At 69.9% G+C, this 26,622-nt stretch carries 20 protein-coding genes and 1 pseudogene; 11 read left to right on the top strand and 10 right to left on the bottom strand.

Going from position 1 to position 26,622, the window contains the following annotated elements; genetic code table 11:
• Window positions 1-98: 98 nt before the first annotated feature.
• Both OH809_RS27845 and OH809_RS27840 read right to left on the bottom strand, forming a co-directional pair.
• On the bottom strand, window positions 99-3,878 hold the full coding sequence (locus OH809_RS27845; RefSeq protein WP_406515775.1) for an ABC transporter ATP-binding protein: 3,780 nt from the start codon (window positions 3,876-3,878) through the stop codon (window positions 99-101).
• Between the two features lie 154 nt (window positions 3,879-4,032).
• On the bottom strand, window positions 4,033-4,998 hold the full coding sequence (locus tag OH809_RS27840; protein WP_406515774.1) for a serine hydrolase: 966 nt from the start codon (window positions 4,996-4,998) through the stop codon (window positions 4,033-4,035).
• A gap of 160 nt (window positions 4,999-5,158) precedes the next feature.
• Here OH809_RS27840 and OH809_RS27835 point away from each other — a divergent pair, with 160 nt between their 5' ends.
• Window positions 5,159-5,521: a hypothetical protein gene (locus OH809_RS27835; RefSeq protein ID WP_406419633.1), complete on the top strand. Its 363-nt coding sequence runs from the start codon at window positions 5,159-5,161 to the stop codon at window positions 5,519-5,521.
• 21 nt (window positions 5,522-5,542) lie between these two features.
• Here the strand turns inward: OH809_RS27835 and OH809_RS27830 are convergent, their stop codons facing one another.
• The 3 genes from OH809_RS27830 to OH809_RS27820 form a co-directional block, all read right to left on the bottom strand.
• A complete protein-coding gene (locus OH809_RS27830) occupies window positions 5,543-7,225 on the bottom strand; it encodes a thiamine pyrophosphate-binding protein (RefSeq protein WP_406515773.1) in 1,683 nt (560 codons plus the stop codon).
• Window positions 7,222-8,199, bottom strand: a complete 978-nt coding sequence (speB, locus tag OH809_RS27825) for an agmatinase (RefSeq protein WP_406419637.1) — start codon at window positions 8,197-8,199, stop codon at window positions 7,222-7,224. The genes OH809_RS27830 and speB overlap by 4 nt, the downstream gene beginning before the upstream one ends.
• 230 nt (window positions 8,200-8,429) lie before the next feature.
• Window positions 8,430-9,899 carry a sodium:solute symporter gene (locus tag OH809_RS27820; RefSeq protein WP_406515772.1) on the bottom strand — a complete coding sequence of 490 codons (1,470 nt, stop codon included), beginning with the start codon at window positions 9,897-9,899 and terminating at the stop codon, window positions 8,430-8,432.
• A gap of 124 nt (window positions 9,900-10,023) precedes the next feature.
• On the opposite strand from OH809_RS27820, the gene OH809_RS27815 reads away from it, so the two are divergent.
• Entirely contained in the window at window positions 10,024-11,508 is a 1,485-nt protein-coding gene (locus OH809_RS27815) for a PucR family transcriptional regulator ligand-binding domain-containing protein (RefSeq protein ID WP_406419641.1), read from the top strand.
• 370 nt (window positions 11,509-11,878) lie between these two features.
• On the opposite strand, the gene OH809_RS27810 is transcribed toward OH809_RS27815, so the two are convergent.
• Window positions 11,879-12,970, bottom strand: a complete 1,092-nt coding sequence (locus tag OH809_RS27810; protein WP_406419643.1) for an LCP family protein — start codon at window positions 12,968-12,970, stop codon at window positions 11,879-11,881.
• A 272-nt stretch (window positions 12,971-13,242) separates the two neighbouring features.
• Between OH809_RS27810 and OH809_RS27805 the strand changes: the two are divergent.
• Together OH809_RS27805 and OH809_RS27800 are read left to right on the top strand one after the other, a co-directional pair.
• Window positions 13,243-13,499: pseudogene (locus tag OH809_RS27805) on the top strand (twin-arginine translocase TatA/TatE family subunit).
• Window positions 13,500-13,806: 307 nt separating this feature from the next.
• Window positions 13,807-14,373, top strand: a complete 567-nt coding sequence (locus OH809_RS27800; RefSeq protein WP_406419645.1) for a GNAT family N-acetyltransferase — start codon at window positions 13,807-13,809, stop codon at window positions 14,371-14,373.
• 251 nt (window positions 14,374-14,624) lie between these two features.
• Here OH809_RS27800 and bla read toward each other — a convergent pair whose 3' ends face one another.
• A complete protein-coding gene (gene bla / locus OH809_RS27795) occupies window positions 14,625-15,548 on the bottom strand; it encodes a class A beta-lactamase (protein ID WP_406419647.1) in 924 nt (307 codons plus the stop codon).
• A 19-nt stretch (window positions 15,549-15,567) separates the two neighbouring features.
• Window positions 15,568-16,026: a hypothetical protein gene (locus OH809_RS27790; RefSeq protein WP_406419649.1), complete on the bottom strand. Its 459-nt coding sequence runs from the start codon at window positions 16,024-16,026 to the stop codon at window positions 15,568-15,570.
• Between the two features lie 119 nt (window positions 16,027-16,145).
• Between OH809_RS27790 and OH809_RS27785 the strand changes: the two genes are divergently transcribed.
• Window positions 16,146-17,303 (top strand): acyl-CoA dehydrogenase family protein, encoded by a 1,158-nt coding sequence (locus tag OH809_RS27785; protein WP_406515771.1) that lies wholly within the window; start codon window positions 16,146-16,148, stop codon window positions 17,301-17,303.
• 19 nt (window positions 17,304-17,322) lie between these two features.
• On the top strand, window positions 17,323-18,237 hold the full coding sequence (locus OH809_RS27780) for an acyl-CoA thioesterase (protein WP_406515770.1): 915 nt from the start codon (window positions 17,323-17,325) through the stop codon (window positions 18,235-18,237).
• A gap of 137 nt (window positions 18,238-18,374) precedes the next feature.
• On the opposite strand, the gene OH809_RS27775 is transcribed toward OH809_RS27780, so the two are convergent.
• Complete coding sequence (locus OH809_RS27775; RefSeq protein ID WP_406419655.1) at window positions 18,375-19,154, bottom strand: phosphatase; 780 nt, start codon at window positions 19,152-19,154, stop codon at window positions 18,375-18,377.
• Window positions 19,155-19,630: 476 nt separating this feature from the next.
• On the opposite strand from OH809_RS27775, the gene OH809_RS27770 reads away from it, so the two are divergent.
• Window positions 19,631-20,533 (top strand): helix-turn-helix domain-containing protein, encoded by a 903-nt coding sequence (locus OH809_RS27770; RefSeq protein WP_406515769.1) that lies wholly within the window; start codon window positions 19,631-19,633, stop codon window positions 20,531-20,533.
• 52 nt (window positions 20,534-20,585) lie between these two features.
• Window positions 20,586-21,173, top strand: a complete 588-nt coding sequence (locus OH809_RS27765; protein ID WP_406515768.1) for a Uma2 family endonuclease — start codon at window positions 20,586-20,588, stop codon at window positions 21,171-21,173.
• Between the two features lie 98 nt (window positions 21,174-21,271).
• Here the strand turns inward: OH809_RS27765 and OH809_RS27760 are convergent, their stop codons facing one another.
• The gene (locus OH809_RS27760; protein WP_406515767.1) at window positions 21,272-21,877 is read right to left on the bottom strand and encodes a TetR/AcrR family transcriptional regulator; all 606 of its coding nucleotides are present in this window, start codon (window positions 21,875-21,877) and stop codon (window positions 21,272-21,274) included.
• Window positions 21,878-21,986: 109 nt separating this feature from the next.
• Between OH809_RS27760 and OH809_RS27755 the strand changes: the two genes are divergently transcribed.
• Genes OH809_RS27755 through OH809_RS27745 form a run of 3 tightly spaced genes read left to right on the top strand, consistent with a single transcriptional unit; the run spans window position 21,987 to window position 26,621 of the window.
• Window positions 21,987-23,594, top strand: a complete 1,608-nt coding sequence (locus OH809_RS27755; protein ID WP_406515766.1) for a carboxyl transferase domain-containing protein — start codon at window positions 21,987-21,989, stop codon at window positions 23,592-23,594.
• Between the two features lie 13 nt (window positions 23,595-23,607).
• On the top strand, window positions 23,608-25,686 hold the full coding sequence (locus tag OH809_RS27750) for an acetyl/propionyl/methylcrotonyl-CoA carboxylase subunit alpha (RefSeq protein ID WP_406419665.1): 2,079 nt from the start codon (window positions 23,608-23,610) through the stop codon (window positions 25,684-25,686).
• A complete protein-coding gene (locus OH809_RS27745; protein ID WP_406419667.1) occupies window positions 25,683-26,621 on the top strand; it encodes a hydroxymethylglutaryl-CoA lyase in 939 nt (312 codons plus the stop codon). The genes OH809_RS27750 and OH809_RS27745 overlap by 4 nt, the downstream gene beginning before the upstream one ends.
• Window position 26,622 lies beyond the last annotated feature (1 nt).

The following is a 26,622-nucleotide window of genomic DNA, read 5'->3' as shown; positions in this document are numbered from 1 at the left end:
GTCAATCACCAACGCTCCGCGTTGGCTCAATCCTCCGCCTTGCGAAGCACGCACCCCAGCCCCGCTCCTTCACCCGCGCTGCCTACTGCCGGGCACTCTCAGACTCCCGCCGGCTCGTCCTCCCCGATGAAGGTGCGCCACAGCACGGCGTAATGCCCTTCCCCGGCGAGGAGTTCGTCATGCGTGCCGTCCTCGACGACCCGGCCGTGGTCCATCACCACGACCCGGTCGGCGCGGGCGGCCGTGGTCAGCCGGTGGGCGACGATGAGGGTGGTGCGGCGGCCGGAAATGGGGCCTCCCCTGCTCGAACGAAGTTGAGAGCTTGGGGAACGGTCGGTCGCCTGGTTGACCAGGGCCTCGCTGGCGAGGTCCAGGGAGGCGGTCGCCTCGTCGAGCAGCAGGATGTCGGGGTCGACGAGTTCGGCGCGGGCGAGGGCGATCAGCTGGCGCTGGCCGGCCGAGAGGTTGCGGCCCCGCTCGGCGACCTCGTGCAGATAGCCGCCGTCCAGCGTGGCGATCATGTCGTGGGCGCCGACCGCACGGGCCGCCGCCTCCACCTGTGCGTCGGTGGCGTCCGGCCGCCCGTACGCAATGGCGTCTCGGACCGTACCCGCGAAGAGGTACGCCTCCTGCGGTACGACTCCGAGCCGGTGCCGGTATGCGGTGAGGTCGAGGCGGCGCAGATCGGTGCCGTCCGCCGTGACCCGCCCGCCCGTCGGGTCGTAGAACCGGGCGACGAGCTTGACCAGGGTGGACTTCCCGGCGCCGGTCTCCCCGACGAAGGCGACGGTCTGTCCGGCCGGGATCCGCAGGGTGATGCCGGTGAGTGCCTCTTCCTCGTCGTCGCCGGAGCCGTACGCGAAGGTCACGTCCTCGAACGCGATCTCGCCGCGCAGCGACAGCACGTCCAGCGGCTCCTCGGAGTCGGCGGTGGAGGTCGGCTCCCGGAGGAGTTCCTGGATGCGGCCGAGGGAGACCGTGGCCTGCTGGTAGCCGTCGAAGACCTGCGAGAGCTGCTGCACGGGCGCGAAGAACAGGTCGATGTAGAGGAGATACGCCACGAGGGCGCCGGTGGTGAGCGTGCCGTTGTCGACGCGGCCCGCGCCGACGATCAGTACGGCGGCCGCGGCCACCGACGACAGCAGCTGCACGAACGGGAAGTAGACCGAGATCAGCCACTGGCCGCGCACCCGGGCCTCGCGGTAGTGGTCGCTGCGGTCGGCGAACCGTTCCGCGCCGTCCTTCTCGCGGCGGAACGCCTGCACGATCCGGAGCCCGGAGACGGACTCCTGAAGGTCGGCGTTGACGACGCTGATCCGCTCCCGGGCCAGCTCGTACGCCTTGACGCTCTTGCGGCGGAAGAAGAACGTACCGATGACCAGCACCGGCAGGGTCGCGAAGACGACGAGCGCCAGCTGGACGTCGAGGACGAGCAGCACGCCCATGATGCCGAAGAACGTGACGGCGGAGACGAAGGCCGTGACCAGACCGGTCTGCAGGAACGTGGACAGCGCGTCCACGTCCGTCGTCATCCGGGTCATGATGCGGCCGGTGAGCTCCCGCTCGTAATAGTCGAGACCGAGCCGCTGGAGCTGCGCGAAGATCTTCAGCCGGAGCGAGTAGAGCACCCGCTCTCCGGTGCGGCCCGTCATCCGGGTCTCGCCGATCTGCGCCGCCCACTGCACCAGCACGACGAGCAGGGCCAGCGCGGACGCCGCCCAGACCGCACCGGTCGCCATCTGCGTGACGCCCTGGTCGATGCCGTGCCGGATCAGTACGGGCAGGAGCAGGCTCATGCCCGCGTCGACGGCGACGAGCGCCAGGCTGACCGCCAGCGGAAGCCCGAAGCCGTGCAGCAGCCGGCGCAGCCCGTACGACTCCTCGCGCCGGACGGCGCGTGCCTCGTCGATCTCGGGGGTGTCGGTGGCCGGGGGAAGCGCCTCGACCTGGGCGAGCAGCTCGGGCGTGGCGGGCATGCCGGCCGCGCCGGTGTCGCGGGGCTCCTCCTTGCGGACCCAGAGTCCGGGGCTGATGCCGCGCTCGGCGTCGAAATCGGCTTCCAGATCCTCCTGGAGCGCCCGGTCGTCCTCGACGGCCGTGTCGGCCTTCACCGGCTGGTGGCCCGGGGAGGTGCCGCCCAGCTCGTCCGGGTCGGTGAGCAGACGCCGGTAGAGGGCGGAGCGGCGCTCCAGCTCCTCGTGCGTGCCGATGTCGGCGAGTCGGCCCTTTTCGAGTACGGCGATGCGGTCGGCGAGGCCGAGGGTGGAGCGGCGGTGGGCGATGAGGAGGGTCGTCCGCCCCTCCATGACCTGGGCGAGGGCCTCGTGGATCTCGTGCTCGACGCGGGCGTCGACGGCGGATGTGGCGTCGTCGAGGAGGAGCAGCCGGGGGTCGGTGAGGATGGCGCGGGCGAGCGCGACGCGCTGGCGCTGGCCGCCGGAGAGGGTGAGCCCGTGCTCGCCGACCTTGGTGTCGTAGCCGTGCGGCAGATCGGCGATGAACCGGTCCGCCCGGGCGGCGCGGGCGGCCTTGTCGATCTGTTCCTGGGTGGCGTCCGGGTGCCCGTACGCGATGTTGGCGCGGACCGTGTCGGAGAAGAGGAAGCTGTCCTCCGGTACGAGGCCGATGGCGGCCCGCAGCGAGTCCTGGGTGAGCTCCCGGACGTCGTGGCCGCCGACCAGGACGGCGCCGTGCGCCACGTCGTAGAAACGGGGCAGGAGGAGGGAGACGGTGGACTTCCCGCTGCCGGAGGCGCCGACGACGGCGACGGTCTCGCCGGGTTCGATGGTGAGCGAGAACCCGTCGAGGACCGGCCGCTCGGGGTCGTACCCGAACCGCACGTCGTCGAACTCGACGCTCGCCGGGGCGTCGGCGGGGAGCTCCACCGTGCCGTCCTTCATGGTCGGCTCGGTGTCGATCAGCTCGATGACACGCTCCACACCGGCGCGGGCCTGCTGACCGACGGTGAGGACCATGGCGAGCATCCGGACCGGCCCGACGAGCTGAGCGAGGTAGGTCGAGAACGCGACGAACGTACCGAGAGTGATCTCGCCGCGGGTGGCGAGCCAGCCGCCGAGCGCCAGCATCGCGACCTGGCCGAGCGCGGGGACGGCCTGGAGGGCGGGGGTGTACCTGGAGTTCAGCCGGATCGTGCGCAGCCGCCCGGCGAACAGCTTCCGCCCGACCTCGCGCAGCTTCCCGGTCTCCTGCTCCTCCTGCCCGAACCCCTTGACGACCCGGACCCCGGAGACGGCCCCGTCGACGACTCCGGCGACGGCGGCGGCCTGCCCCTGGGCGTACCAGGTGGCGGGGAAGAGCCGGGAGCGGGAGCGGCGGGCGATGAACCAGAGCGCGGGGGCGACGGCGATAGCGACCAGGGTCAGCAGCGGCGAGAGCCACGCCATGATCACCAGGGAGATGAGGAACAGGAGCACGTTCCCGATCGTCATCGGGAGCATGAACAGCAGCCCCTGGATCAGCTGCAGGTCACTGGTGGCGCGCCCGACGACCTGCCCGGTGGACAGCTCGTCCTGCCGCTTCCCGTCGAGCCGGGTGAGCGTCCGGTACATGTCGGTGCGCAGATCGTGCTGTACGTCGAGGGCGAGCCGGCCGCCGTAGTAGCGGCGGATGTACGTCGATATGTACACCAGCACGGCGGTGGCGATCAGAAGGCCGGTCCAGACGCCGAGGGAACGGGTGTGGTTGCCGACGACGTCGTCGATGATCACCTTGGTGATCAGCGGGACGACTGCCAGCACGGCCATCCCGGCGAGCGACGAGCCAAGTGCCAGCAGCACATTGCGCCGGTAACGCCATGCGTAACCGCCCAGCCGCCGCGCCCAGCCCTGCTGTGCTGCGTCCGTGTCCCCGTCCGTCACCGGTGCCTCCCGTTCGACCTGCTCTACCGGAAGGCACCAACGCGATCAGCTGCGGATTTCATCCCGCCGTTACAAAGATGGTCCCATCGGAGTAGGACCGGCGTACGCCGTCCGACGGAGCGCACCCGGGGGTGGGGGCGCGCCCCGGGGCGCCCTACGACGTGGGCGTCGCCGTCAGCATCGGCACGGCGGGGGCCTCCGGCACCGCCGGGACCGCCTCCTGCGGCGTGGCCGGCGGGGCGACGGTCGTCCTGGTCGCGGTGGCCGGATTCAGGTCCTTGTGGATGGCGCGGGCGACGGCCTGGATGGTGTTGATGCCATCGGTCATCGTCTTGTTGTCCTGCGTGAGCACGGTGATGCCGTAGTCGTGCCCCTTCCCGGTGAACGCGCCGATGCTGTGCACCCGCCAGCCGTGCGTGGCACGCGGCAGCCAGCCGTTCTTGACCTGGACGGTCACCCCGGACGGGGCTCCGGCGGGCGTTCCCCAGCGCTGCGAGGAGATGACCTTGCGCATCAGGCCGAGTTCGTACGCACGCGCGTTGTCGCTGAGTACGGAGTTCTTGGCGGTCAGCAGCGTCAGCAGCCGCAGCTCGTCCTGCGCGGTGATCTGGGTCAGCCCCCAGTAGCCACCGGAGCCGGGCTCGGTGTGCGTCATGCCCGCGGCCTTCAGGAACGCCTTCACCTTGGTCACGCCGAGCTGCTTCCACAGGCTGGTGGTCGCGTTGTTGTCGGACTTGGTGATCATGGCGGTGGTGAGGTTGATCTCGCGCTGGGTGAGATAGCGGTTGTGCTTCTTGTTGTCCCAGAGCAGCGTCGCGAGGACGGTCGCCTTCACGACGCTCGCGGAGTCGTACGTGCTCGTGGACCGCATCGTGCACGACGTCTTCGTGGTCCGGTCGTAGAGCGCGATCGCCGTGGTCGACTTGCGCCCCACGAGCGCGGCGGTGATGTCCTTCGACAGCTTGGCGGCGAGTCCCGCCTTGCCGGAGGTACAGCTCACGGTCGGCGTCGCGGCGGCGGCGGGCGTGGCGGCGAGGGTCACGGGCGCGAGCATGCCCGCGGCAAGCGTGACGGCGAGCGCGGTGCGCGCGCGGCGGGATGTACGAGGCTGGTCCGTCATGAGACGTGTCCCCCTGAGTGATCTGTACGGTGTGCCCCCTGCACACCTGTCAGGGATGACTCACGACTCGTCGAAAAGTTGTACGGCGGGCCCGGACCGGTGTTCCCGGCCCCGAAGACGCGGGTAGAGATGGCTTCCGTGAGCGGATCGGGGAGGAATCATGCCGAACGGTCAACCGAGCGACGCCTACCGCTGTGGGCAGTTGTACGCGGCGCTGGAAGCGCTGCAGACCCTCGCCGACGTCGACTTCCGCTCGCTGTCGCGCCCGGAGTCGAGACAGAAGGCCGCCAAGAGACCCCGTCCCGAAATGCAGCCGCGCCTGTGGGAGTCCGGCAGGTACCTGGACAAGGCACGGATGAAGGACCGCGGCCCGGCAGCCGGCGCCGTCTTCCGGTCGATCCCGAGCCTGATGCCCGCGACCAGGCACTTGCCTGACACCCTGTCCGATGACCAGCAGAAGGAGTTCGAGCAGGGTCGGCAGGCGCAGGTGGAAGCGATCAGCAAGGAGTCCGCCGATCGCTGAACCACCTGCGCACCATCGCGCCTACAGATGCGTCGCCTCGAACATCCTCAGCAGTGCCGGAAGCACGACCACCGAAGGGCCGGGCTCCGCAAAGGACTTCGCCAGGTCGTCGGCGAGCGTCTCCGGGGTCGTACGGACCGCCGGTACGCCGAACGACTCGGCGAGGGCGACGAAGTCCGGGCGGGACAGTTCCGTCGCCGTGGCCTCACCGAACGCACCCGTCATGTACTCCCGCAGGATGCCGTAGCCGCCGTCGTCGACGATCAGCCAGGTGACCGGCAGGTCGTACTGACGGGCCGTGGCCAGTTCCGCGATGGAGTACATCGCGCCGCCGTCGCCGGAGACCGCCAGGACCGGCTTCGTACGGTCGGCCGCCGCCGCGCCGAGTGCTGCCGGGAAGCCGTAGCCGAGGCCGCCCGCGCCCTGCGCCGAGTGCATCGTGTTCGGGTGGCGGGCGTCGAAGGCTGACCAGGCCCAGTAGGCGAGGATCGTCATGTCCCAGAAGCTGGGGGACGTGTCGGGCAGCGCCTCGCGGACCGAGGCGATGAGCTGCTGCTCCAGCGTGAGGTCCTGGCCTGCGATCCGGGTCCGTACCGCTTCGAGGACCGTTCGCACACGGTCCGCCGCCGACTTGTCCTCGCGGTCGACCGCTTCGAGGAGGTCGGCGAGGGCCTCGCGGGCGTCGGCGTGGATACCGAGTGCGGGGTGGTTGGACTCCAGCTTCCCGGCGTCCGCCTCGATCTGGATGACCCGGCCGCGCGGGCTGAACGTGTGGTAGTTCGAGGAGAGTTCACCCAGTCCGGAGCCGACGACCAGCAGGACGTCCGCCGCTTCGAGGAAGTCCGTCGTGTGGCGGTCCTCCAGCCAGGACTGGAGCGAGAGGGGGTGCTCCCAGGGGAACGCGCCCTTGCCGCCGAACGTGGTGACGACCGGGGCGTCGATCTTCTCCGCGAGGGCGAGCAGCTTGCCGGACGCGTCGGAGCGTACGACTCCGCCGCCCGCGATGATCGCCGGACGCTCGGCGTTCGACAGCAGGTGCGCTGCCACGGCGGTCAGTTCGGGACGCGGGTGCAGGGGGCGCGGGGTGGCGTCCATCGCCGTGACGGCGGGCAGGGTGGTCTCGGCCAGGAGTACGTCCTGCGGAATCTCGATCCAGACCGGGCCGTGCGGGGCCGTCAGCGCGGACTCCCACGCGGCGGCGATCGCGGACGGGATCTGCGACGCCGTACGAACCGTGTGGACCGACTTCACGATGTCGCGGAACGACGCCTTCTGGTCCCGGAGTTCGTGCAGGTAGCCGTGGCGGCCGCCGCCCAGACCCGCGGTCGGGATCTGGCTGGAGATGGCCAGCACGGGGGCGGACGCGGCCGCCGCCTCCTGGAGCGCGGCGAGGGAGGTGAGCGCGCCCGGCCCGGTGGAGAGCAGCAGCGGCGCCACTTCCCCGGTGATCCGGCCGTACGCGTCGGCGGCGAAGCCCGCGTTGTTCTCGACGCGCAGCCCGACGTACGAGAGGGAGGAGCGGCGCAGCGCGTCGAACATGCCCAGCGCGTGCTGACCGGGCAGCCCGAAGACGGTGGTCGCGCCGAGGCCCTGGAGGGTCTCGACGACGAGGTCACCTCCGTTGCGTCCGGCCGGAGGGTTCAGTGCGGCCGCGATCTGCTCGGGGGTGAGCTGCGGACGCTCGTCGTGGTGGTCGTGGGTCACTGGCCCTGAGTCCCCTTGGCCGCCGCGATCTGACGGGACATGATCGTCGTCAGCTCGTAGGCGGTGTGGGATGCGGCGACGGAGGTGATCTCCGCGTGGTCGTACGCGGGGGCGACCTCGACCAGGTCGGCGGAGACCAGGTTGCAGGAGGACAGGCCGCGGACGATCTCGAGGAGCTCGCGGGAGGTGAGGCCGCCCGCCTCGGGGGTGCCGGTGCCGGGCGCGTGCGCCGGGTCCAGGACGTCGATGTCGATGGAGATGTACAGCGGGCGGTCGCCGATGCGCTGGCGCAGCTGGTCGGCGATCTCGTCGACGCCGCGGCGCATGACGTCGGCGGAGGTGACGATGCCGAAGCCCATCTTGGCGTCGTCGTCGAGGTCCTGCTTGCCGTACAGCGGGCCGCGGGTACCGACGTGGGAGAGCGCTGACGTGTCGAGGATGCCCTCCTCGACGGCCCGGCGGAAGGGGGTGCCGTGGGTGTACTCGGCGCCGAAGTAGGTGTCCCACGTGTCGAGGTGGGCGTCGAAGTGGAGCAGGGCGACCGGGCCGTGCTTCTTCGCGACGGAGCGCAGCAGCGGGAGCGCGATGGTGTGGTCGCCGCCGAGCGTCATCATGCGGGCGCCGGTGGAGAGGAGGTCGTCGGCCGCGGCCTCGATCGTCTCAACGGCCTCGTTGATGTTGAACGGGTTGGCGGCGATGTCACCGGCGTCGGCGACCTGCGCGAGCGCGAACGGCGAGGCGTCCTGTGCCGGGTTGTACGGGCGCAGCAGGCGCGACGCCTCACGGATCGCGTTGCCGCCGAAGCGGGCGCCGGGGCGGTAGGAGACACCTGTGTCGAAAGGCACGCCGACGACGGCGACGTCGGCGGTGCCGACCTCGTCGAGCCGGGGCAGCCGCGCGAACGTCGCGGGACCGGCGTACCGCGGGACGCGGGAGGAGTCGACGGGGCCGCGCGGCGTTTCGTTGCTGCTCATGTGGAGTGCCTTCCTGAGAGGGTGATGCACGCTTTGTGGGCGTTCGTACGGTATTCGAGTGTGCGGGATGCGGCGGCACGCGGGGTGCCTTCCGCAACAATTCCACCCTCAATCGCCGGACGGGCTTGAATTGCCTGCCCGGCGATTGAGGACGGCGAGGGCAAAATCAAGCCCGTCGAGGGGGCCCCTCCCATGCCCTTAAGGCTATGGGGGAGATTGAGGACAAGCAGTCAGACGGTCACCGGGTCCGCGGCCGGCGTCTCGTCGGAGTCGGCACCCCTGCCCGCCAGGCGCTCGCGCCAAGCGGTGAGCACCGCCGCGTCCGTCGGCTTCGTGGCCAGGGACACGATCACATACGCCGCGAGCGAGGACAGCAGCCCGTAGCAGACCGGCTCGTTGGCGAGGATTCCGTACGACGCCATCAGACCGATCACCGCGAGGCCACCGACGGACACCGCGGCCAGCGCACCGGCGGCCGTGCCGCGACGCCACAGCAGACCACCGAGGATCGGCACGAGCAGCCCGCCGACGAGCAGGTTGTACGCGACGGTCAGGGCCTCGACGACGTTGTTGAGGGCGATGGCGATGGCGATGACGGCCACACCCATGATGAGGATGAAGGCCCGGTTGCCCTTCACCTCGTCGTGCTCCTCGCCGCCGCTCCCGGTCACCGCGCCCCGCAGCCTCGACCAGATGTCGTTGTTGGCAACGGTGGCGCAGGCGATCAGCGCACCGGACGACGTCGACATCACCGCGGCGAGTGCGGCGGCCAGCACCAGTCCGCGTACACCCACCGGCAGTTCGTCCTTGACGATGGTCGCGAAGGCCGCGTCCGCGCTGGGCAGCTTCGGGTACATGACCTTGGCGGCGGTACCGATGACGGCTCCGGCGATCGCGTACACCAGGCAGTACGTACCGGCGACGGTGCCGCCCCAGCGTGCGGTGCGGTCGGTGCGCGCGGTGAACACGCGCTGCCAGATGTCCTGGCCGATCAGCATGCCGAAGGTGTAGATCAGCACGTAGGTGAAGATCGTCTCGCCGCCGATGCCCAGCGGGTCGAAGTACTCGGTGGGCAGCTTCGCCTTCATCTCGCTGAAGCCGCCGGCCTTGATGACGGCGATCGGCAGGAGCAGCAGCAGGACGCCGATCGTCTTGACGACGAACTGCACCATGTCCGTGAGCGTGATCGACCACATGCCGCCGAGCGTCGAGTACGCGACGACGATGGCGCCGCCGAGGATGATCGCGACGGTGCGGTTCATGTCGAAGAGGACGTCGAAGATGGTGGCGTACGCGATGGTCGAGGTGACCGCGAGCATCAGCGTGTACGCCCACATGACGACACCGGAGATGAGTCCGGCCCGGCCGCCGTAGCGCAGGTCGAGCATCTCGGAGACGGTGTAGACCTTCAGCCGGGCGATGCGCGCCGAGAAAAAGATGGACAAGGCGAGCAGCCCGAGGCCGATGGTGAAGACCATCCAGGCGCCGGAGAGTCCGTACTGGTAGCCGAGGCCGACGCCGCCGATGGTGGAGGCACCACCGAGGACGATCGCGGCCATGGTCCCGGAGTACATCCAGGGGCCGAGGCGGCGGCCCGCCACCAGGAATTCGCTCTTGGACTTGGCGCGGCGCATGCCCCACCAGCCCATCGCGAGCATGCCGGCCAGATAGACGATGATCACTGCGTAGTCGACAGCCATGGGCTTACCTCCGTCTCCGTGAAATGTTGCGCGTATGTGTTTTGTGAAGACGGTAGGTGGCCCACAGGCGGCGCTGAAGTGTACGTTTCATCCATTCTCGCCGTAGCCAATGGATGGACCATCCATGCCGGACACTCCCACCGGACCCACAGCCACCACCGGGTCCGCTCCCCCCACCCCGCCCATCCCGCTCGCCGAGCTGCTCGCCCGCGAGGAGCTCCGGCTGCGCCGAATCGCAGGACCCGACCACGCGGACCTGTGGTGGGTGCACACCTCGGAGATGGCCGACCCGTACCCGTACCTGCTCGGCGGTGAGCTGCTGCTGAGCGCCGGGGTCCTGCTCAAGGACCCGGACACCTATGTCGCCCGGCTGGTGGAGGCGGGGGCGGCGGCGCTCGGTTTCGGGGTCACACCGGTGCACGACTCCGTGCCGCAGGCGCTGATCGAGGCGTGCGACCGGCACGGGCTGCCTCTGGTGGAGGTGCCGCCCGAGACCCCGTTCACCGCGATCGCCCGAGCGGTGTGGCGCCTGATGGCCGAGGCCCGGCACCGGGAGCTGCGCCGCGTGACGCGCGCCCAGCAGGCCCTGGCCACGGCGGCGGCCCGGCCGGATCCGGTCCCCGCGGTGCTGCACCAGCTCGCCGCCCAGTTGTCGGGGTGGGCGGTCCTGCTCTCCACGGCCGGCGAGGAGCTGCACGCGGCGGGCCGCCGCCCGCCCCCCGAGGTGCGGGCGGCGCTGACCCGGCTGACCCGCGTGGTCTCCCCCGCCGAGCTTCCCGCCTCCCCCGCCCCCACATCCGCGACCGACACCGTCGGCGACACGCATCTCTTCGCGTACGCGCTCGGCGGCGGGCAGGGGCTCGTCCTGGCGCTGTCGACGGGGCGGCGCGAGGCGGGCGACCACACGGTCACCGGGATCGCGGTCGTCCTTCTCTCCCTGCTGGCCGCCCCGCACCAGGGCGCCGACGCCGCGGGCCGGTCCGCGGCGCTGGTCCGGCTGCTGCTGGGCGCGGACCCGGTGACCGTCGCCCCGCTGCTCGGCGGCGCCGAACTCTGGACGGTGGTGCATGCCCGGCGCAGCGGTGGCAGCCCCGTCGACCCGCTCACCGCCGGGGCACTGGGTGCCGCGCTGGGGTCGGCGCTGGTCGACGCGGGCCGGGGCGGCGACGCGGTCAAGGTCCTGGTCCCGGGTGGCGAGCGGGTCACCCCGCAGCCCGGCTGGACACTCGGCACCTCCGCCCCCGTCTCCATCACCGCGCTGGACCTCGCCGACGGCCAGGCGGCCCGCGCCCTGGGCCGGGCCGTGGCCACCCGCACCCCACTGGCCCACCACGACAACGGCACCGGAGGCGGTCTGGCCGCCCTGATCCCTCCGGACCAGGCCGAGGCCCACGCCCGCGCCCTGCTCGCCCCGCTCGCCGAACCGCTGATCGAGACCCTGCGCTGCTGGCTCAGCCTGCACGGCAGCTGGGACCGCACGGCGACCGCCCTCCAGATCCACCGCAACACGGTCCGCCAGCGCATCGCCCGCTGCGCGACGCTGCTGGACGCGAACCTGGACGATATGGACGTACGCACGGAACTGTGGTTCGCGCTGCGGCAGCGGTGAGCGCATTCATCAGTGAAGGGCGGCACGTTTCAAGCCTGATGAGCGGGCCCTGTTCGCGTTCGCCTCATGCAACAGCATCACTGACAACCCGAAGGCACACGCTCCACGTCCCCCACGGATGAGGGTTTCCGCTCAAAAGCGGCCCGGGTCGCAGTAGACCCCGCACATGCTGCCGGGCATACCTGCGGGCTCGAGCGATCCGCGTCAGAACCCCGTCGTCGATGCTGTCCAGCGGTCGGCAGGCATAGAGCCGAAGCCGCGGACCCGAACACGGTCCCCCGGTGAGCGAACAGCGCTTCCCCCGTAAAAAGTCGTCCCCCCAACACCAGGGCCGCCGCGAGCTGACAACGGCCCTGGATGGCTATGGTCATCAGCCGCCTGTTGCAGGGGACTTCCTCGCCGATGCCGGAATCTCCTTGCCTTCTCGAATGGCCTTCCAGAGCGTGGATGCCTGAGGCTCAGCCGAGACGACGCGATACGGGTCGATCTTGTCGTACTCGACGGGCAGCATGATCGTCTCCATGGAGTCCGGGTTGACCCCCTTCAGGCTCCGTCCGAACTTCGCGAGCGCCGTCAGCGACGCCAGGTCGGAATCCGTGGTCAGCGACTCGGACGCAGCGTTGGCGATCTTGAGCGACTTCACAGGACTGCCGAGCAGGTCCTGTCGTTGTATCTCACCGAGCATGGCAAGCATGAACACCTGCTGATTGCCGATACGACCGAGGTCGCTGCCGTCACCTACGCCATGGCGGGTGCGTACGAAGTCCAGCGCCTGGGCACCGTTGAGCTTCTGCGGGCCGGACGGAAGATTGAGACCGTTCGCGCCGTTCTTGATCGGCTCCTTGAGCGTGATGTGGACGCCGCCAATCGCGTTGACCAAGCCATTGAAGCCCGAGAAGTCGATCTCGATGAAGTGGCTCATCCGCACCCCGGACATCTGCTCAACGGTCTTGACCACACAGGCAGGTCCGGCGAGCGGATAGATGGAGTTGAACATCACGCGCTTCCTGGACGACTGCGCAGAGCCGTCTCGCGCCTGGCAGGAAGGGCGGGTGACGAGGGTGTCGCGCGGGATGCTGACCGCAGTCGCCTTCTTGCGGCCCTCGGGTATGTGGACGATCAGCGTCGTGTCAGAGAGACCGCCACTTGACCCGCCGGCCAATCCCTTATTCGCCCCGGACCGGGAGTCGGAGCCGAGAACCAGCAGGTTGGTGCCACTGGCAGGCAGTTGTTCCGGGCGGTCATCACCAAGAGCTTTGTGAAGATCCACACCGCCGCCCAGGTTCGAATCGAGCTTGTGGTACAAGTACCACCCGGTTCCTCCCGCCACCACAAGAACCACGAGCAGCGTCCAGACGATACCTCTGCGGATGCGTTGACCACGCCCGCGCTGCTTTCCAGCCGCGCGGGACGCGCCCTCCGTGGGCCTGCGTCGATGGGGCGTCACTGTGTTTGCGGACACACTCAAGTCCTCCTCAGCGTGACGGCCGCTGCCGCAGATATGGACGCTGGTCGCGCTTCAGCGGCAGCGCGTCACCACACGGCGAACTGTGGTGATCACGTGAAGGTATCAGCAGCATGGATGTTTGCCAGCTCGTATGAACAACCCGCATTCGGGATGCTGTTGGCGGGTTTCGGCCCGTCAGCTAGTGGACGGACCTGGCGGCCTGGAAGGAACGGACTCATCGTGTCGACATGAGAACCAAAAGCCTCGACCTTTAGCGCTGGGGCCCGATGCGGTCCAGCCCGGGAAGCATCTGGAACACCGCAATGATCGGGTCGAAGAAGCTGCCGGCACCGCCCGCGCGGTGGGGAAGTCGCTACGGATCCTCAAGAGCGAGACCAAGGCGATGAAGGAGGACGGCGCGCCACCGGCCGCCACACCCGAGCCCGCACCGGCCGAACCGGTGTCGCCCCGGACAATCCATGCCGCCCCCGGCGATGCGACCTCGGCCCGCCCGGTCTCGGAGGGCGGCACCACGACCCGCTGAACTTCCGCCCGGCGGGCGTATCAGGGGCTGGCCCTGTCGAAGCCGTATCGCAGTGGCTCACACCGTATGCCAGGGTCGCGGCGGCATCGCCACCGACTACGGAGTGAACATCGGCTGACCCCCGCCTACCAGACGGACTGCTCGCGGTGATCAACGGCCGGCCCGGTCCGGAGAGTCTGGAACCAGTGCCCGACTGGTCCGTCCGTGCTCTGCACGCCCGGATACAACAATGAGGCGGCGACTGCCAAGCGGCGTGGATCAGTCATCGCCGACCTCAGGTGCAAGCGCTGCTGCATATGATCGGCCAGTGAACACCCCCGTCGTACTCAAGGCTCCCGCGACGCCGACCGCTCCAGCTCTCGTCCTTCGCCCCTGGTCCGCAGAAGACGTTGCTGCACTGGTTGAGGTCTACCAGGATCCCGACCTGCGTCGTTGGGCGAGCCCTCCGATAGACAGCGAGGCCGACGGACTGCGATGGGTGCAGACACAGGAGCGGGGATGGGCAGCGGGCGATCAATTCGGCTTCGCCGTCCTTGAAGCGGCCTCTGACGCGGCGCCGCCGCGGTTGGTGGGCAACGTAGTGCTCAAGGAAGTGGCATCAGGCAAGCCCTCCGCCGAGGTCGGCTACTGGACGGCAGCATGGGCTCGCGGGCAAGGCGTGGCCCCCCGCGCCCTGGAGATTCTCACCGCCTGGTCTCTCGATACCTTCCGGGCCGATGGCCTGGAAAGCCTCGAACTCCTCCATCAGGTGGACAACCTGGCATCTTGCCGTGTTGCGGAGAAGAGCGGCTACGAGTTCGACCGGATCCTGCCGTCGGCGCCGCCCTCCTACCCTCTCGATGGCCATCTGCACATACGGCGCGCGGCTGCGTGACCCGGTCTCGTCCCGTCCTGGCGACAGCCTCCCCCTGTCTCGGCAAGCCGGGCACACCCTCGGCCGGCGTGGACGGATAGCCATACGGGCGACTATCAGGGCGCGTTGGCCGCGAGCAGTGGGAGCGAAGAAGCCGTCTGGCTTTCAACACATCTGCGACAGAGCCGCTGACCGGACGCTCCCGCCTCATGTGCTGCAGACGAAGAAGAGCCGCACATGATCGTGTTGCGAGCTCCGCAGGAGGAAGCAGGTCAGGTGAGATCGGAGACGATCTGCGTTGTGGCTTCGGCGATCAGGGAGTCCTTGGGCGAGGTGTTGTATCCGGGTCGGTCGGTCATGACGGCCACCACGAGCGGGGCGGTGTGGGGCGGCCAGATGATGGCGATGTCGTTGGCCCTGCCGTAGTTGCCGGTTCCGGTCTTGTCAGCCACCGGCCATCCCTGGGGAAGCCCGGCCCGGATGCGTTTGGCGCCGACACTGGCGGCGTTGCGTCGGAGCCAGTCTTTGAGCAGGGCGCGTTTGTCGGTGGTCAGTGCGTCACCAAGCACGAGCTTGTGGTAGTCGGCGGCGATCGCCCGGGGAGTGGTGGTGTCGCGTGGGTCTTGTGGGCGGTCTCTGTTCAGCTCGGGCTCGTAGTGGTCCATGCGGCTGATGGTGTCTCCGAGTCCGCGCACATAGGCGGTCAACTGCGCCGGACCGCCGATGTCACGCATCAGCAGATTGCCGGCCGTGCCGTCGCTATAGCGGATGGCGGCATCACACAGCTGCCTGATGGTCATTCCGGTCGCGATGTGATCCTTGGTGATCGGCGAGATGGAGTTGACGTCGGCCTTGGTATAAGTGACGCGCTTGTCCAGGTGACTGAGTGGGTATCGGTGCAGAACCGCCGCCGCGGCGAGTGTTTTGAAGGTGGAGCAGAACGCGAAACGCTCGTCCGCACGGTAGGCCACCGTGGCGCCGGTACCGGTTGCCAGGGCGTACACGCCCAGACGGGCACCGTGCTTGCGTTCGAGCGCCGCGAACTGCGAACTGTCCGGGGGGCCGGCAGAGCGGCGACCCGGCGCCGGGGACGGCCCGGAGGTTGAGCGATCACCTGCGTCGCACCCCGCCAGTGGCAGGAGAGCTGCGGCTACCAGCAAAGCACGGCGGGACGGGCCGGACTGCTCAGAGGACATTCTGTGGTGCCTGCTTTCACTAGGTTCTGTCTAACGAGAGATCACCTGATGGGTTCGGGGAGCCGGAGGACCAGTGCCGCGATGAGTCTCTGGAGTAGGCCTTACCGCTCGGCTGCGGCGGCAGGTCGCGCAGAGCGACGAGGGCTTTGAAGGTCGAGGCGTGCGCGAATCGTTCGTCCGCGCGGTAGGTCACTTCCCGGCCGGTTTCGGCGTCCAGCACGGATACCCCCAGTCGGGCGCCGAAGCGCTGCTCAAGCTGGTTGAACGAGTTGGCTGCTGGGGCTGCGGAGGCGACAGTGTGGGATTCCGCCGGGCCGCTGGTGCTGTTCGTGGCGCAGCCGGTCAGCAACGTGGCCGGGCGTAATGGGGCGGCAAGCGGGGTGGTACGGAACTTCGGCTGCGAACCACCCTCGATCAGCTGATCGCACCTACATTGATCACGCATGAGCACCGCAAGGAGAGGAAGCGTGCTGAGCATCACCCTGGACAGCCCTGGTGACTGCCGGGTAACTTTCGAGGAGAACTGAGCAAGCGCTTAGCCATCCCGCTGGCCGATGCTCGCCCGAAGCTGATCGAAGCCGACAGAGGAGGCACCCCGTGCGCCGTACGGTATTCAACGAGGACCACGAGGCGTTCCGGGAGACCATCCGCGCCTTCATCGCGGCCGAGGTCGTCCCCGTCTACGACGAGTGGTTCGCCGCAGGCCAGGCGCCGCGCGAGTTTTACCACAAGCTCGGCGAGCTGGGCGTCTTCGGCATCGAGGTGGACGAGGAGCACGGCGGCGCCGGCATCGACTCGCACAAGTACGAGGCCGTCATCTACGAGGAGACCGCCCGCGCCGGTGTCTCCTTCGGCGGCTCGGGTGTGCACACCCTGCTCGGCCTGCCGTACATCAAGATGCTCGCCACCGACGAGCAGAAGAAGCGCTGGCTGCCGAAGTTCACCACCGGCGAGGAGATGTGGGCCCTCGCGATGACCGAGCCGGGCACCGGCTCCGACGTCGCGGGCATGAAGACCACCGCCAAGCTCTCCGAGGACGGCACGCACTACGTCCTCAACGGCGCCAAGACGTTCATCACCGGTGGTGTGCATGCCGACCGCGTGATCGTGTGCGCCCGTACGTCCGCGCCCCGCGAGGACGACCGCCGCTTCGGCATCTCCCTGTTCGCCGTGGACACCAAGTCGGCGGGCTACTCCGTCGGCCGCAAGCTGGACAAGCTCGGCCTGAAGGTCTCCGACACCGCCGAGCTGGCCTTCGTCGACGTCAAGGTCCCCGTCGAGGACCTGCTCGGCGAGGAGAACAAGGGCTTCGGCTACCTCGGCACCAACCTGGCGTCCGAGCGCTGGGGCATAGCCTTCGGCGCGTACGCGCAGGCCGCGGCGGCCGTCCGGTTCGCCAAGAGCTACGTGCAGGACCGCACGGTCTTCGGCAAGACCGTCGCCTCGTTCCAGAACACCAAGTTCGAGCTGGCCGCCTGCCAGGCCGAGGTGGACGCGGCCCAGGCCGTCGCCGACCGCGCGCTGGAGGCCCTCGACGCCGGCGAGTTGACCGCCGCCGAGGCCGCCTCCGCGAAGCTGTTCTGCACCGAGGTCGCGCACCGCGTGATCGACCGCTGCCTCCAGCTGCACGGTGGCTATGGCTTCATGAACGAGTACCCGATCGCCCGCCTGTACGCGGACAACCGCGTCAACCGCATCTACGGCGGCACCAGCGAGGTCATGAAGTCGATCATCGCCAAGTCCATGGGCCTGTAGAACGGTTACGTTCTTCTCCATGAGCGCAGCACTTGAATCCCTGCTCGATCTGCTCGACCTGGAGCAGATCGAGCGGGACATCTTCCGGGGCACGAGCCGTTCGGCGGTCGTGCCCCGGGTCTTCGGCGGACAGGTCGCGGCCCAGGCACTCGTTGCCGCGGGCCGCACCGTCCCCGCGGACCTTCCCCAAGCTCTCGGCTCCGCTCGAGCAGGGGAGACCCCATTGGCCCACTCGTTGCACTCGTACTTCCTGCGGATGGGCGACCCGGGCGCGCCGATCGTCTACAGCGTCGACCGGATCCGCGACGGCCGCTCCTTCACCACCCGGCGGGTGGTGGCCGTCCAGCACGGGCAGCCGATCTTCCATCTCTCGGCGTCCTTCCAGACATACGAGGAGGGCCTGGAGCACCAGGCGGACATGCCGCCCGCTCCCGACCCGGAGACGCTGCCCACAGCGGAACAGATGCTCCCGCGGTACGCGGACGCGTTCACCGACCCGGGTGTCATGGACCGGCTGCTGGAGGCGCGGGCCGCGGTCGACCTGCGGTATGTCGACGCCCCGCCGTTCGCCAGCGTCGGCGAGTCCCGCGAGCCGCGCTCCCAGGTGTGGTTCCGCACCAATGGCAAGCTCGCGGACGACCCGCTGCTGCATGTCTGCATGGCCACATACGTCTCCGACATGACGCTGCTCGACTCGGTGCTGCTCGCGCACGGGCGCGGCGGCTGGACGGTCGGCGACGTGGTCGGCGCGAGCCTGGACCACGCGATGTGGTTCCACCGGCCGTTCCGGGCCGACGAATGGCTGCTGTACGACCAGGAGTCACCGTCCGCGTCCGGTGGGCGCGGGCTCGGCCAGGCCCGTATCTACACGCAGGACGGCCGGCTGGCGATCACCGTCATCCAGGAGGGCGTGGTCCGGGTCCCCCGGGACTGAACAGGCCGCGAGGAGCAGTTGCAGGAGCGGTATCCGGCGATCCGCCGGGTGTATCTGGACCCGACGCCGGGGCTGGGGCTGCGGAGAGCGGGCCGGGTACCGGACCGGCCTGACCGCGTACGACTCGGACGTACGACTCAGACCAGTCCCGCCGCATCCAGCAGATAGTCCGTCATCGGGTCGTAGAACCGCGGGTCGAGCACGTGATCGTCCAGCGGCACCACCACCTGCAGGGTGCCCTCCGCCTCACCCAGGAAGAGCGCCGGGTCGTTGCAGTCCGCGTACCCGACCGCGTCGAGCCCCCGCTGCCCGGCGCACCCCGCCCACCCGTGGTCGGCGACGACCAGGTCCGGCAGCGGCCGCCCCTCGCGCTCCAGACCGTCGAGGATCGCCGCCATCGGCGCCGGTGAGTGCGTGTGCCACAGCGTCGCCCCGCGTTCCAGCACGGCGACATCGGCGAACTGGAAGACCATGCCCTCGTCCGCCATCAGCCCGGACGGAATCCGTACGATCTCGCACCCGGCGCCGCGCAGCGCATCCGCGGTCTGCCGGTGCACATCCAGCAGCCCACCCGGATGCCCGGTCGCGAACAGCACCCGCTCCGACCCCGCAGCCGCCTTGCGCAGCCGGGCCGCCATCCGCTCCAGCGCGTCGACGGTCAGCTCGGGATCGATGGTGTCCTGCCCGTACCGGTGCTCCGGATCGTCACTGACCCCGCAGCGCTCGGCCATCACGGCGAGCACGTCCTGCTCGTCGGCCCACCGGTTGCCGAGCTCCAGCCCCAGCCAGTAGTGGCGGTCCCCGTTGGCGAGCCTGCGGTAGTGGGTGAGGTTGTTGTCGCGGGGGGTGGCGACGTCTCCGGCGATACGCGTGCGGACGAGGTGTTCGACGAGGGCGGCGCGGCTGGGTATCGGCATGAACCCATTGTGCCGTCAGGTGTGCGCAGTGTGCCGGGTGTCTTGCACGGCGGACGGTTGGGGGCGGCTGCGCTGCCCCCTCCGGACCGTCGCGGAGCGGTCCGGTCCCGGCACTGGGCCGTGGAGTGGTGCTCCTGCCGCCCGATGGGGCATGGTGCGGGGCCCTCCGCGCAACGCCGTTCGGACGGACGTATCCCTCACCGGATCGCGGCTGTCGCGACCCGGTGACCCGCGACCCGGCCGACCGCGACGCGGTCCGGTGCGACATCAAAAGCTTTTGATTCTTCGGGGAATTACCTTCCCAACCCCTCCCTGCCTCCCATCACCCGCAAGGGTGAGGTTTGCCAACTGAGCTGGATTTCGCACCGGTTGGCAGGCATATGCTCGCCGCGACAACCCCAGACATGCGTCGGCCCCCGGCCGGGACTCGCAATCCCGATCGAGGGCCTGACCACCGAGGAAGAAGCACCTTCCCGATGGATACCCAGCAGATTACCGCGCCCTCGCGCGCCACGGCAGGCGATCGCCGCCCTGCCACCCCTTCCGGTGTCATTCACGTCAACACCCGGCACACCAACCGCTACACGGTCATCGGCAACCACCTCGCCCAGCACCGCGAGATGTCGCTGGTGGCGATCGGGCTGGCCGTACACATCCAGTCGCTGCCTGCCGGGGCCAAGATCGGTATCAAGTTCCTCGCCGACCGCTTCCCCGAGAGCGAGACCCGTATCGCGGCCGCCCTGCGCGAACTGGAAGGCCATGGCTACCTGTCCCGTACGCGGGAACGAACATCCGGCGGCCGTGTCATCACGCGGACCGTGTCGTACAACCAGCCGGGAGGGGACGTTGACCGCCTGACGCCGAAGCCCGAGCCCAGGGCCGAGCGGAAGCGGCAGCGCGAGCCGATGGTGCCAGCGATGCCTGCCCCGGCCACCGTCCGGGCCTCCGTACCGGAGCAGCGAGCCGCGCCACCCGTCGCGCCGCTTGCCAAGCCACAGGCCCTCGACCTCGCACATCACCACGCCGCCGTCGACCTGCTCGCCGACCTGCGCCGCCACGATCCCCGGCTGCTGCTCTCCGAGGACGACATCCGCCGACTGACCCCCGCCGTCGCCGCCTGGCTCGAACGCGACGCCCACCCCGACGCCGTGCGCCGCACCCTCGTCGCCGACCTCCCCGAACCTCTGAAATACCCAGCGGGCCTCCTCGCCCGCCGCCTCGCCGTCCTCCTGCCACCCGCGCTCCCCGCCGCCCCGGCCCGGGAAGCCGTACGGCGCCCGGACCCGCTGCAGAACTGCGACGGGTGCGACCGCGCCTTCCGGGCGCCGGAGCCCGGCGAGTGCTGCGACTGCCGATCCGACCTGTGGGAGGCCGCCTAGCATGAACGTGACGACCCTTGCCCCTGGGTACAGACGACGAGGAGCGAGCACTATGACCATCGCCCCGGACGACGCACGGCGAGACGCCCGCCTGTACCAGATCATGCGGGACTTCGTCTCATCCATGGACGACACCCTTCCCGGCAAATTCGAGATCACCAAGGAAGGGATCGTCCACGACATGATGTCGCCCGCGAGGCCGCACGAACTCACCACGCTGCGTGTACGGAAACGCCTGGAGAAGGTCCTGCCGGAAGAGCTGGTGGCCCACACCGGGACTCCCGACGTGGAAGACGCGACCGAGGGCATCATGCGTCACCCCGACGTCATGGTGATCGCCGAGGCGGACATGGAGGGCGAGGGTTCCTTCGAGCCCCGCACGCTCATCGCCGCCGTCGAAGTTGTCTCACGGTCCAACCCGGACAACGACTGGGTGAGCAAGATGCGGGACTACCCGCTTCTGGACATCCCCCTCTACGTGATCTTCGATCCGCGTACCGGGTCGGGGGCCGTGCTCTCCGACATCCACCCCACGCCGAACGGGCCGCGCTACGCCATGCGCAAGGACTTCCTGTACGGCGAGGACATCACCATCGGCGAGTGGACCATCTCGACCGAGAACCTGCCGCGGTACGCATAGCGCACCGCGGCCCGCCCGGTCGGTATCGCGTACCGCGGCCTGCCCGGTCGGTGCGATCTGCGCACGGCCTGTGGTGAGCGACCCGCGCCCGGTCGCCGCTAGGAAGCGGACGCCGCAGCGAACGCGCCCCGCGCCAGCCGGTGCAGCAGCGCCGCCGTCGCCGTGCGGCCCGGGAGGGCGCCGGGGCGGCCCAGGTGCGGGGTCGAGTTGAGCAGGCCGAAGACCGCGTGGACGGTGGCGCGGGCCTCGCTCTCGGGGAGGAGGGGGTAGAGGGCGCGGACCACCTCGACCCACAGCTCCACGTACTGGCGCTGGAGCTGGCGCACGCGCTTGCGGTCGGTGTCCCGGAGGCGGTCCAGCTCGCGGTCGTGCAGGGTGATCAGGGGACGGTCGTCCAGAGCGAAGTCGATGTGGCCCTCGATGAGCGCGTCCAGGAGGGCTTCCGGGGAGCCGTCGCCGGAAGTCGCGTCCTCCGTGACGCGGAGCCTTCCGCCGGCCAGGAGGCGCTCGCTGATGCCGACCAGCAGTTCGGCGAGCATCGCGTCCTTGCCGGGGAAGTGGCGGTAGAGGCCGGGACCGCTGATCCCGACGGCTGCGCCTATCTCGTCGACGCCCACACCGTGGAAACCGCGCTCGGCGAAGAGGCGGGCAGCCTCCTTGAGGATCTGCTCGCGGCGCGTGGGGGCGTCCGTCCTGGTGGTCATGGATTCGATTCTAGACAGTGGCGTTAGCGAGCGTTAACCTGAAGGAAACGTGTTAACGCTCATTAACCGGATCGGCCGGACCGGTCGACCGGGCAAGGGGGCTCGACGGATGCAGCAGGCACCGGTGCTGGCGAGTGCGGCGGATCCCGCTTCTCAGGGCTGGCTGGCCAACGAGGAGGCGCACCGCGCGCTCGGCGACGAGCTGCGGGCGCGCCTGGCCGCGGCCAGGCTGGGCGGGGGTGAGAAGGCCCGCGCCCGGCATGTGGCGCGCGGGAAGCTGCTGCCCCGGGAGCGGGTGGACGCCCTGCTCGACCCGGGGTCGCCCTTCCTGGAGCTGGCACCGCTCGCGGCCGAGGGGCTGTACGGGGGCGCTGCTCCGGCGGCCGGGGTGATCGCCGGGATCGGGCGGGTCAGCGGCCGGGAGTGCGTGATCGTCGCCAATGACGCCACGGTCAAGGGCGGCACGTATTACCCCATGACAGTGAAAAAGCACCTGCGGGCGCAGGAGGTGGCGCTGGAGAACCGGCTGCCGTGTCTGTACCTCGTGGACTCCGGTGGCGCGTTTCTGCCGATGCAGGACGAGGTGTTCCCCGACCGGGAGCACTTCGGGCGGATCTTCTACAACCAGGCGCGGATGTCGGGGGCCGGGATTCCGCAGGTCGCGGCCGTGCTCGGGTCCTGTACGGCCGGTGGGGCGTACGTCCCCGCGATGAGCGACGAGGCCGTGATCGTGCGGAACCAGGGGACGATCTTCCTCGGCGGTCCGCCGCTGGTGAAGGCCGCGACCGGTGAGGTCGTCACGGCGGAGGAGCTGGGCGGCGGCGAGGTCCACTCCCGCACGTCGGGCGTCACCGACCATCTCGCGGAGGACGACGCGCACGCGCTGCGGATCGTCCGGAACATTGTCTCCACGCTGCCCGCGCGCGGGGCTCTGCCCTGGTCCGTGGAGGCCGTGGAGGAGCCGAAGGTCGATCCTGCCGGGCTGTACGGGGCCGTGCCGGTCGATTCGCGGACGCCGTACGACGTACGGGAGGTCATCGCGCGGGTCGTCGACGGGTCGCGGTTCGCCGAGTTCAAGGCGGAATACGGGACGACGCTGGTCACCGGCTTCGCCCGGATCCACGGGCACCCGGTCGGCATCGTCGCCAACAACGGCATCCTGTTCTCCGAGTCCGCCCAGAAGGGTGCGCACTTCATCGAGCTCTGCGACCAGCGCGGCATCCCGCTGGTCTTCCTGCAGAACATCTCCGGGTTCATGGTCGGGCGCGACTACGAGGCCGGCGGCATCGCCAAGCACGGCGCCAAGATGGTCACGGCCGTCGCCTGCACCCGGGTCCCGAAGCTGACCGTCGTGGTCGGCGGGTCGTACGGGGCGGGGAACTACTCCATGTGCGGGCGGGCCTACTCGCCGCGCTTCCTGTGGATGTGGCCCAACGCCAAGATCTCCGTCATGGGCGGCGAGCAGGCCGCGTCCGTGCTCGCGACGGTCAAGCGCGACCAGCTGGGCGACGACTGGAGCGCCGAGGACGAGGAAATCTTCAAGGCGCCGATCCGCGAGCAGTACGAGACGCAGGGCAACGCGTACTACGCCACCGCCCGGCTCTGGGACGACGGTGTGATCGACCCGCTGGAGACCCGGCAGGTGCTGGGGCTCGCCCTGACCGCGTGTGCCAACGCCCCGCTGGGTGAGCCCGGCTTCGGCGTCTTCCGGATGTGAGGAACAGATGACGATGTTCGACACCGTTCTGGTCGCCAACCGCGGCGAGATCGCGGTCCGGGTCATTCGGACCCTGCGCGAGCTGGGTGTGCGGTCCGTCGCCGTCTTCAGCGACGCGGACGCCGACGCCCGGCATGTACGGGAGGCCGATACGGCGGTGCGGATCGGCCCCGCACCCGCCGCCGAGAGCTACCTCAGCGTGCCCGCGCTGCTGGAGGCCGCCCGCCGCACCGGCGCGCAGGCCGTGCACCCGGGGTACGGATTCCTCGCCGAGAACGCCGGGTTCGCGCACGCCTGCGCGGACGCGGGGCTCGTCTTCATCGGGCCGCCCGCTTCCGCGATCTCGCTGATGGGCGACAAGATCCAGGCCAAGGAGACCGTCGCGGCGGCCGGGGTTCCGGTCGTGCCGGGGTCGTCCGGCAGCGGGCTCAGCGACACACAGCTCGCGGAGGCGGCGCGCACGATCGGCATGCCGGTGCTGCTGAAGCCCTCGGCGGGCGGCGGCGGCAAGGGCATGCGGCTGGTGCGCGACGAGGCGCTGCTCGCCGACGAGATCGCCGCCGCCCGGCGCGAGGCGCGCGGCTCGTTCGGGGACGACACCCTGCTCGTGGAGCGGTGGATCGACCGGCCGCGCCACATCGAGATCCAGGTCCTGGCCGACGGGCACGGGAACGTGGTGCATCTCGGCGAGCGCGAGTGCTCGCTCCAGCGCCGTCACCAGAAGATCATCGAGGAGGCGCCGTCCGTCCTGCTCGACGAGGAGACCCGGGCGGCGATGGGCGAGGCGGCCGTCCAGGCGGCCCGCTCCTGCGGGTATGTCGGCGCGGGCACGGTGGAGTTCATCGTCCCGGGCAACGACCCCGCCTCGTACTACTTCATGGAGATGAACACGCGCCTCCAGGTCGAGCACCCGGTCACCGAACTGATCACCGGCCTGGACCTGGTGGAGTGGCAGCTGCGGGTCGCCTCCGGCGAACAACTCCCGTACAAGCAGCCGGACATCACACTCACCGGACATGCGATCGAGGCCCGTATCTGCGCCGAGGACCCGGCCCGCGGATTTCTGCCGTCCGGCGGTACGGTGCTCTCCCTCGGCGAGCCGAACGGCCAGGGTGTACGGACCGACTCGGGTCTCAGTGAGGGGGTCGAGGTCGGCAGTCTGTACGACCCGATGCTCTCGAAGGTCATCGTCCACGGACCCGACCGGGCCACGGCTCTGCGGCGGCTGCGCACCGCTCTGTCGGAGCTGGTGATCCTGGGCGTACCGACCAATGCCGGGTTCCTGCGCAGGCTGCTCGCCCACCCGCAGGTGGTGGCGGGCGAGCTGGACACCGGGCTGGTGGAGCGCGCGGTGGACGGGCTGGTGCCGGACGGGGTACCGGAGGAGGTGTACGCGGCGGCGGCGCTGCTGCGGCAGCCGGCCGCCGGGGGCACCTCGCCCGGGGCCGGCTCCGGTTGGGTCGATCCGTTCTCGGTGGCCGACGGCTGGCGGCTGGGCGGCGCCCCCGCCCGCACGGTCCGCCACTTCCGACTTCCGGGCCACGACCCGGTGCAGGTCGCCGTGCGCTCCTGTCCGGCGGGCACCGAGCTGACGTTCGGTCATGTCGGGGAGGGCGCACTGCCGCCGGCGCCCGCGACGGGCACCTGCGGCCCGCTGGCCCCACTGCCCGGCGGCATGGAGACAGCCAGGGTCATCGACGTCTCCGCGCACCGACTCATCTTCGAACTCGCCGGTGTCACCCATACGTTCACCCACGCCACCTCCCCGGAGGGGACCTGGCTGGGCCGCGACGGCGACACCTGGCACGTACAGGACCACGACCCCGTGGAGGCGTCCCTCACCGGCGCCGCGCACGGCGGCGCGGACACGCTCGCCGCGCCCATGCCGGGCACGGTCACCGTGGTGAAGGTGGCCGTCGGGGACGAGGTCGTCGCCGGGCAGAGCCTGCTCGTCGTGGAGGCGATGAAGATGGAGCACGTCATCTCCGCCCCGCATGCCGGGACCGTCACCGAGCTCGATGTGACGGCCGGTGCCACCGTCGCCATGGACCAGGTGCTGGCCGTGGTGGTTCCGAGCGAGGAGGAAGCATGACCGCCGGCAACCTGCCCATGATCGTGCCCGCACCGGATCTGCCCGCCCGGGTACGCATCCACGAGGTCGGCGCCCGTGACGGGCTGCAGAACGAGAAGGCGGTCGTCCCGACCGAGGTGAAGGCGGAGTTCATCCACCGCCTCGCCGAGGCCGGCCTGACCACCATCGAGGCGACCAGCTTCGTCCACCCGAAGTGGGTGCCCCAACTCGCCGACGCGGAGGACCTGTTCCCCCGCCTCGGGGACATCGAGGGGGTCGCGCTCCCCGTGCTCGTACCCAACGAAAGCGGGCTGGACCGCGCCCTCGCTCTCGGTGCGCGCCGGATCGCCGTGTTCGGTTCGGCGACCGAGACGTTCGCCGCCCGCAATCTCAACCGCACGGTCGCCGAGTCACTCGCCATGTTCGAGCCCGTCGTCGCCCGCGCCAAGGCGGACAAGGTGCACGTCCGCGGCTATCTGTCGATGTGCTTCGGCGACCCGTGGGAGGGGCCGGTCCCCGTCCACCAGGTCGTGCGCGTCGCCAAGGCGCTGATGGATCTCGGCTGCGACGAGCTCTCCCTCGGCGACACCATAGGCGTCGCCACCCCCGGCCATGTGCAGAACCTGCTCTCCGAGCTGAACGAGGAGGGCGTGCGCACCAACACCATCGGGGTGCACTTCCACGACACGTACGGCCAGGCGCTCTCCAACACCCTCGCCGCGCTCCAGCACGGCGTCGCCACCGTGGACGCCTCCGCGGGCGGCCTCGGCGGCTGCCCGTACGCGAAGAGCGCCACCGGAAATCTCGCCACCGAAGACCTCGTGTGGATGCTCCACGGCCTCGGCATCGAAACCGGGGTCGACCTCGACGCGCTCACCGCCACCAGCGTGTGGCTCGCCGAACAACTGGGCCGCCCGAGCCCGTCCCGTACCGTCCGCGCGCTCTCGGTTCAATAAA

The sequence above is a fragment of the Streptomyces sp. NBC_00873 genome, assembly GCF_045207415.1.
GTDB lineage: Bacteria > Actinomycetota > Actinomycetes > Streptomycetales > Streptomycetaceae > Streptomyces.
Note: the sequence above shows the minus strand (reverse complement) of the source record. Positions and strands in the feature narration are given on the sequence as shown.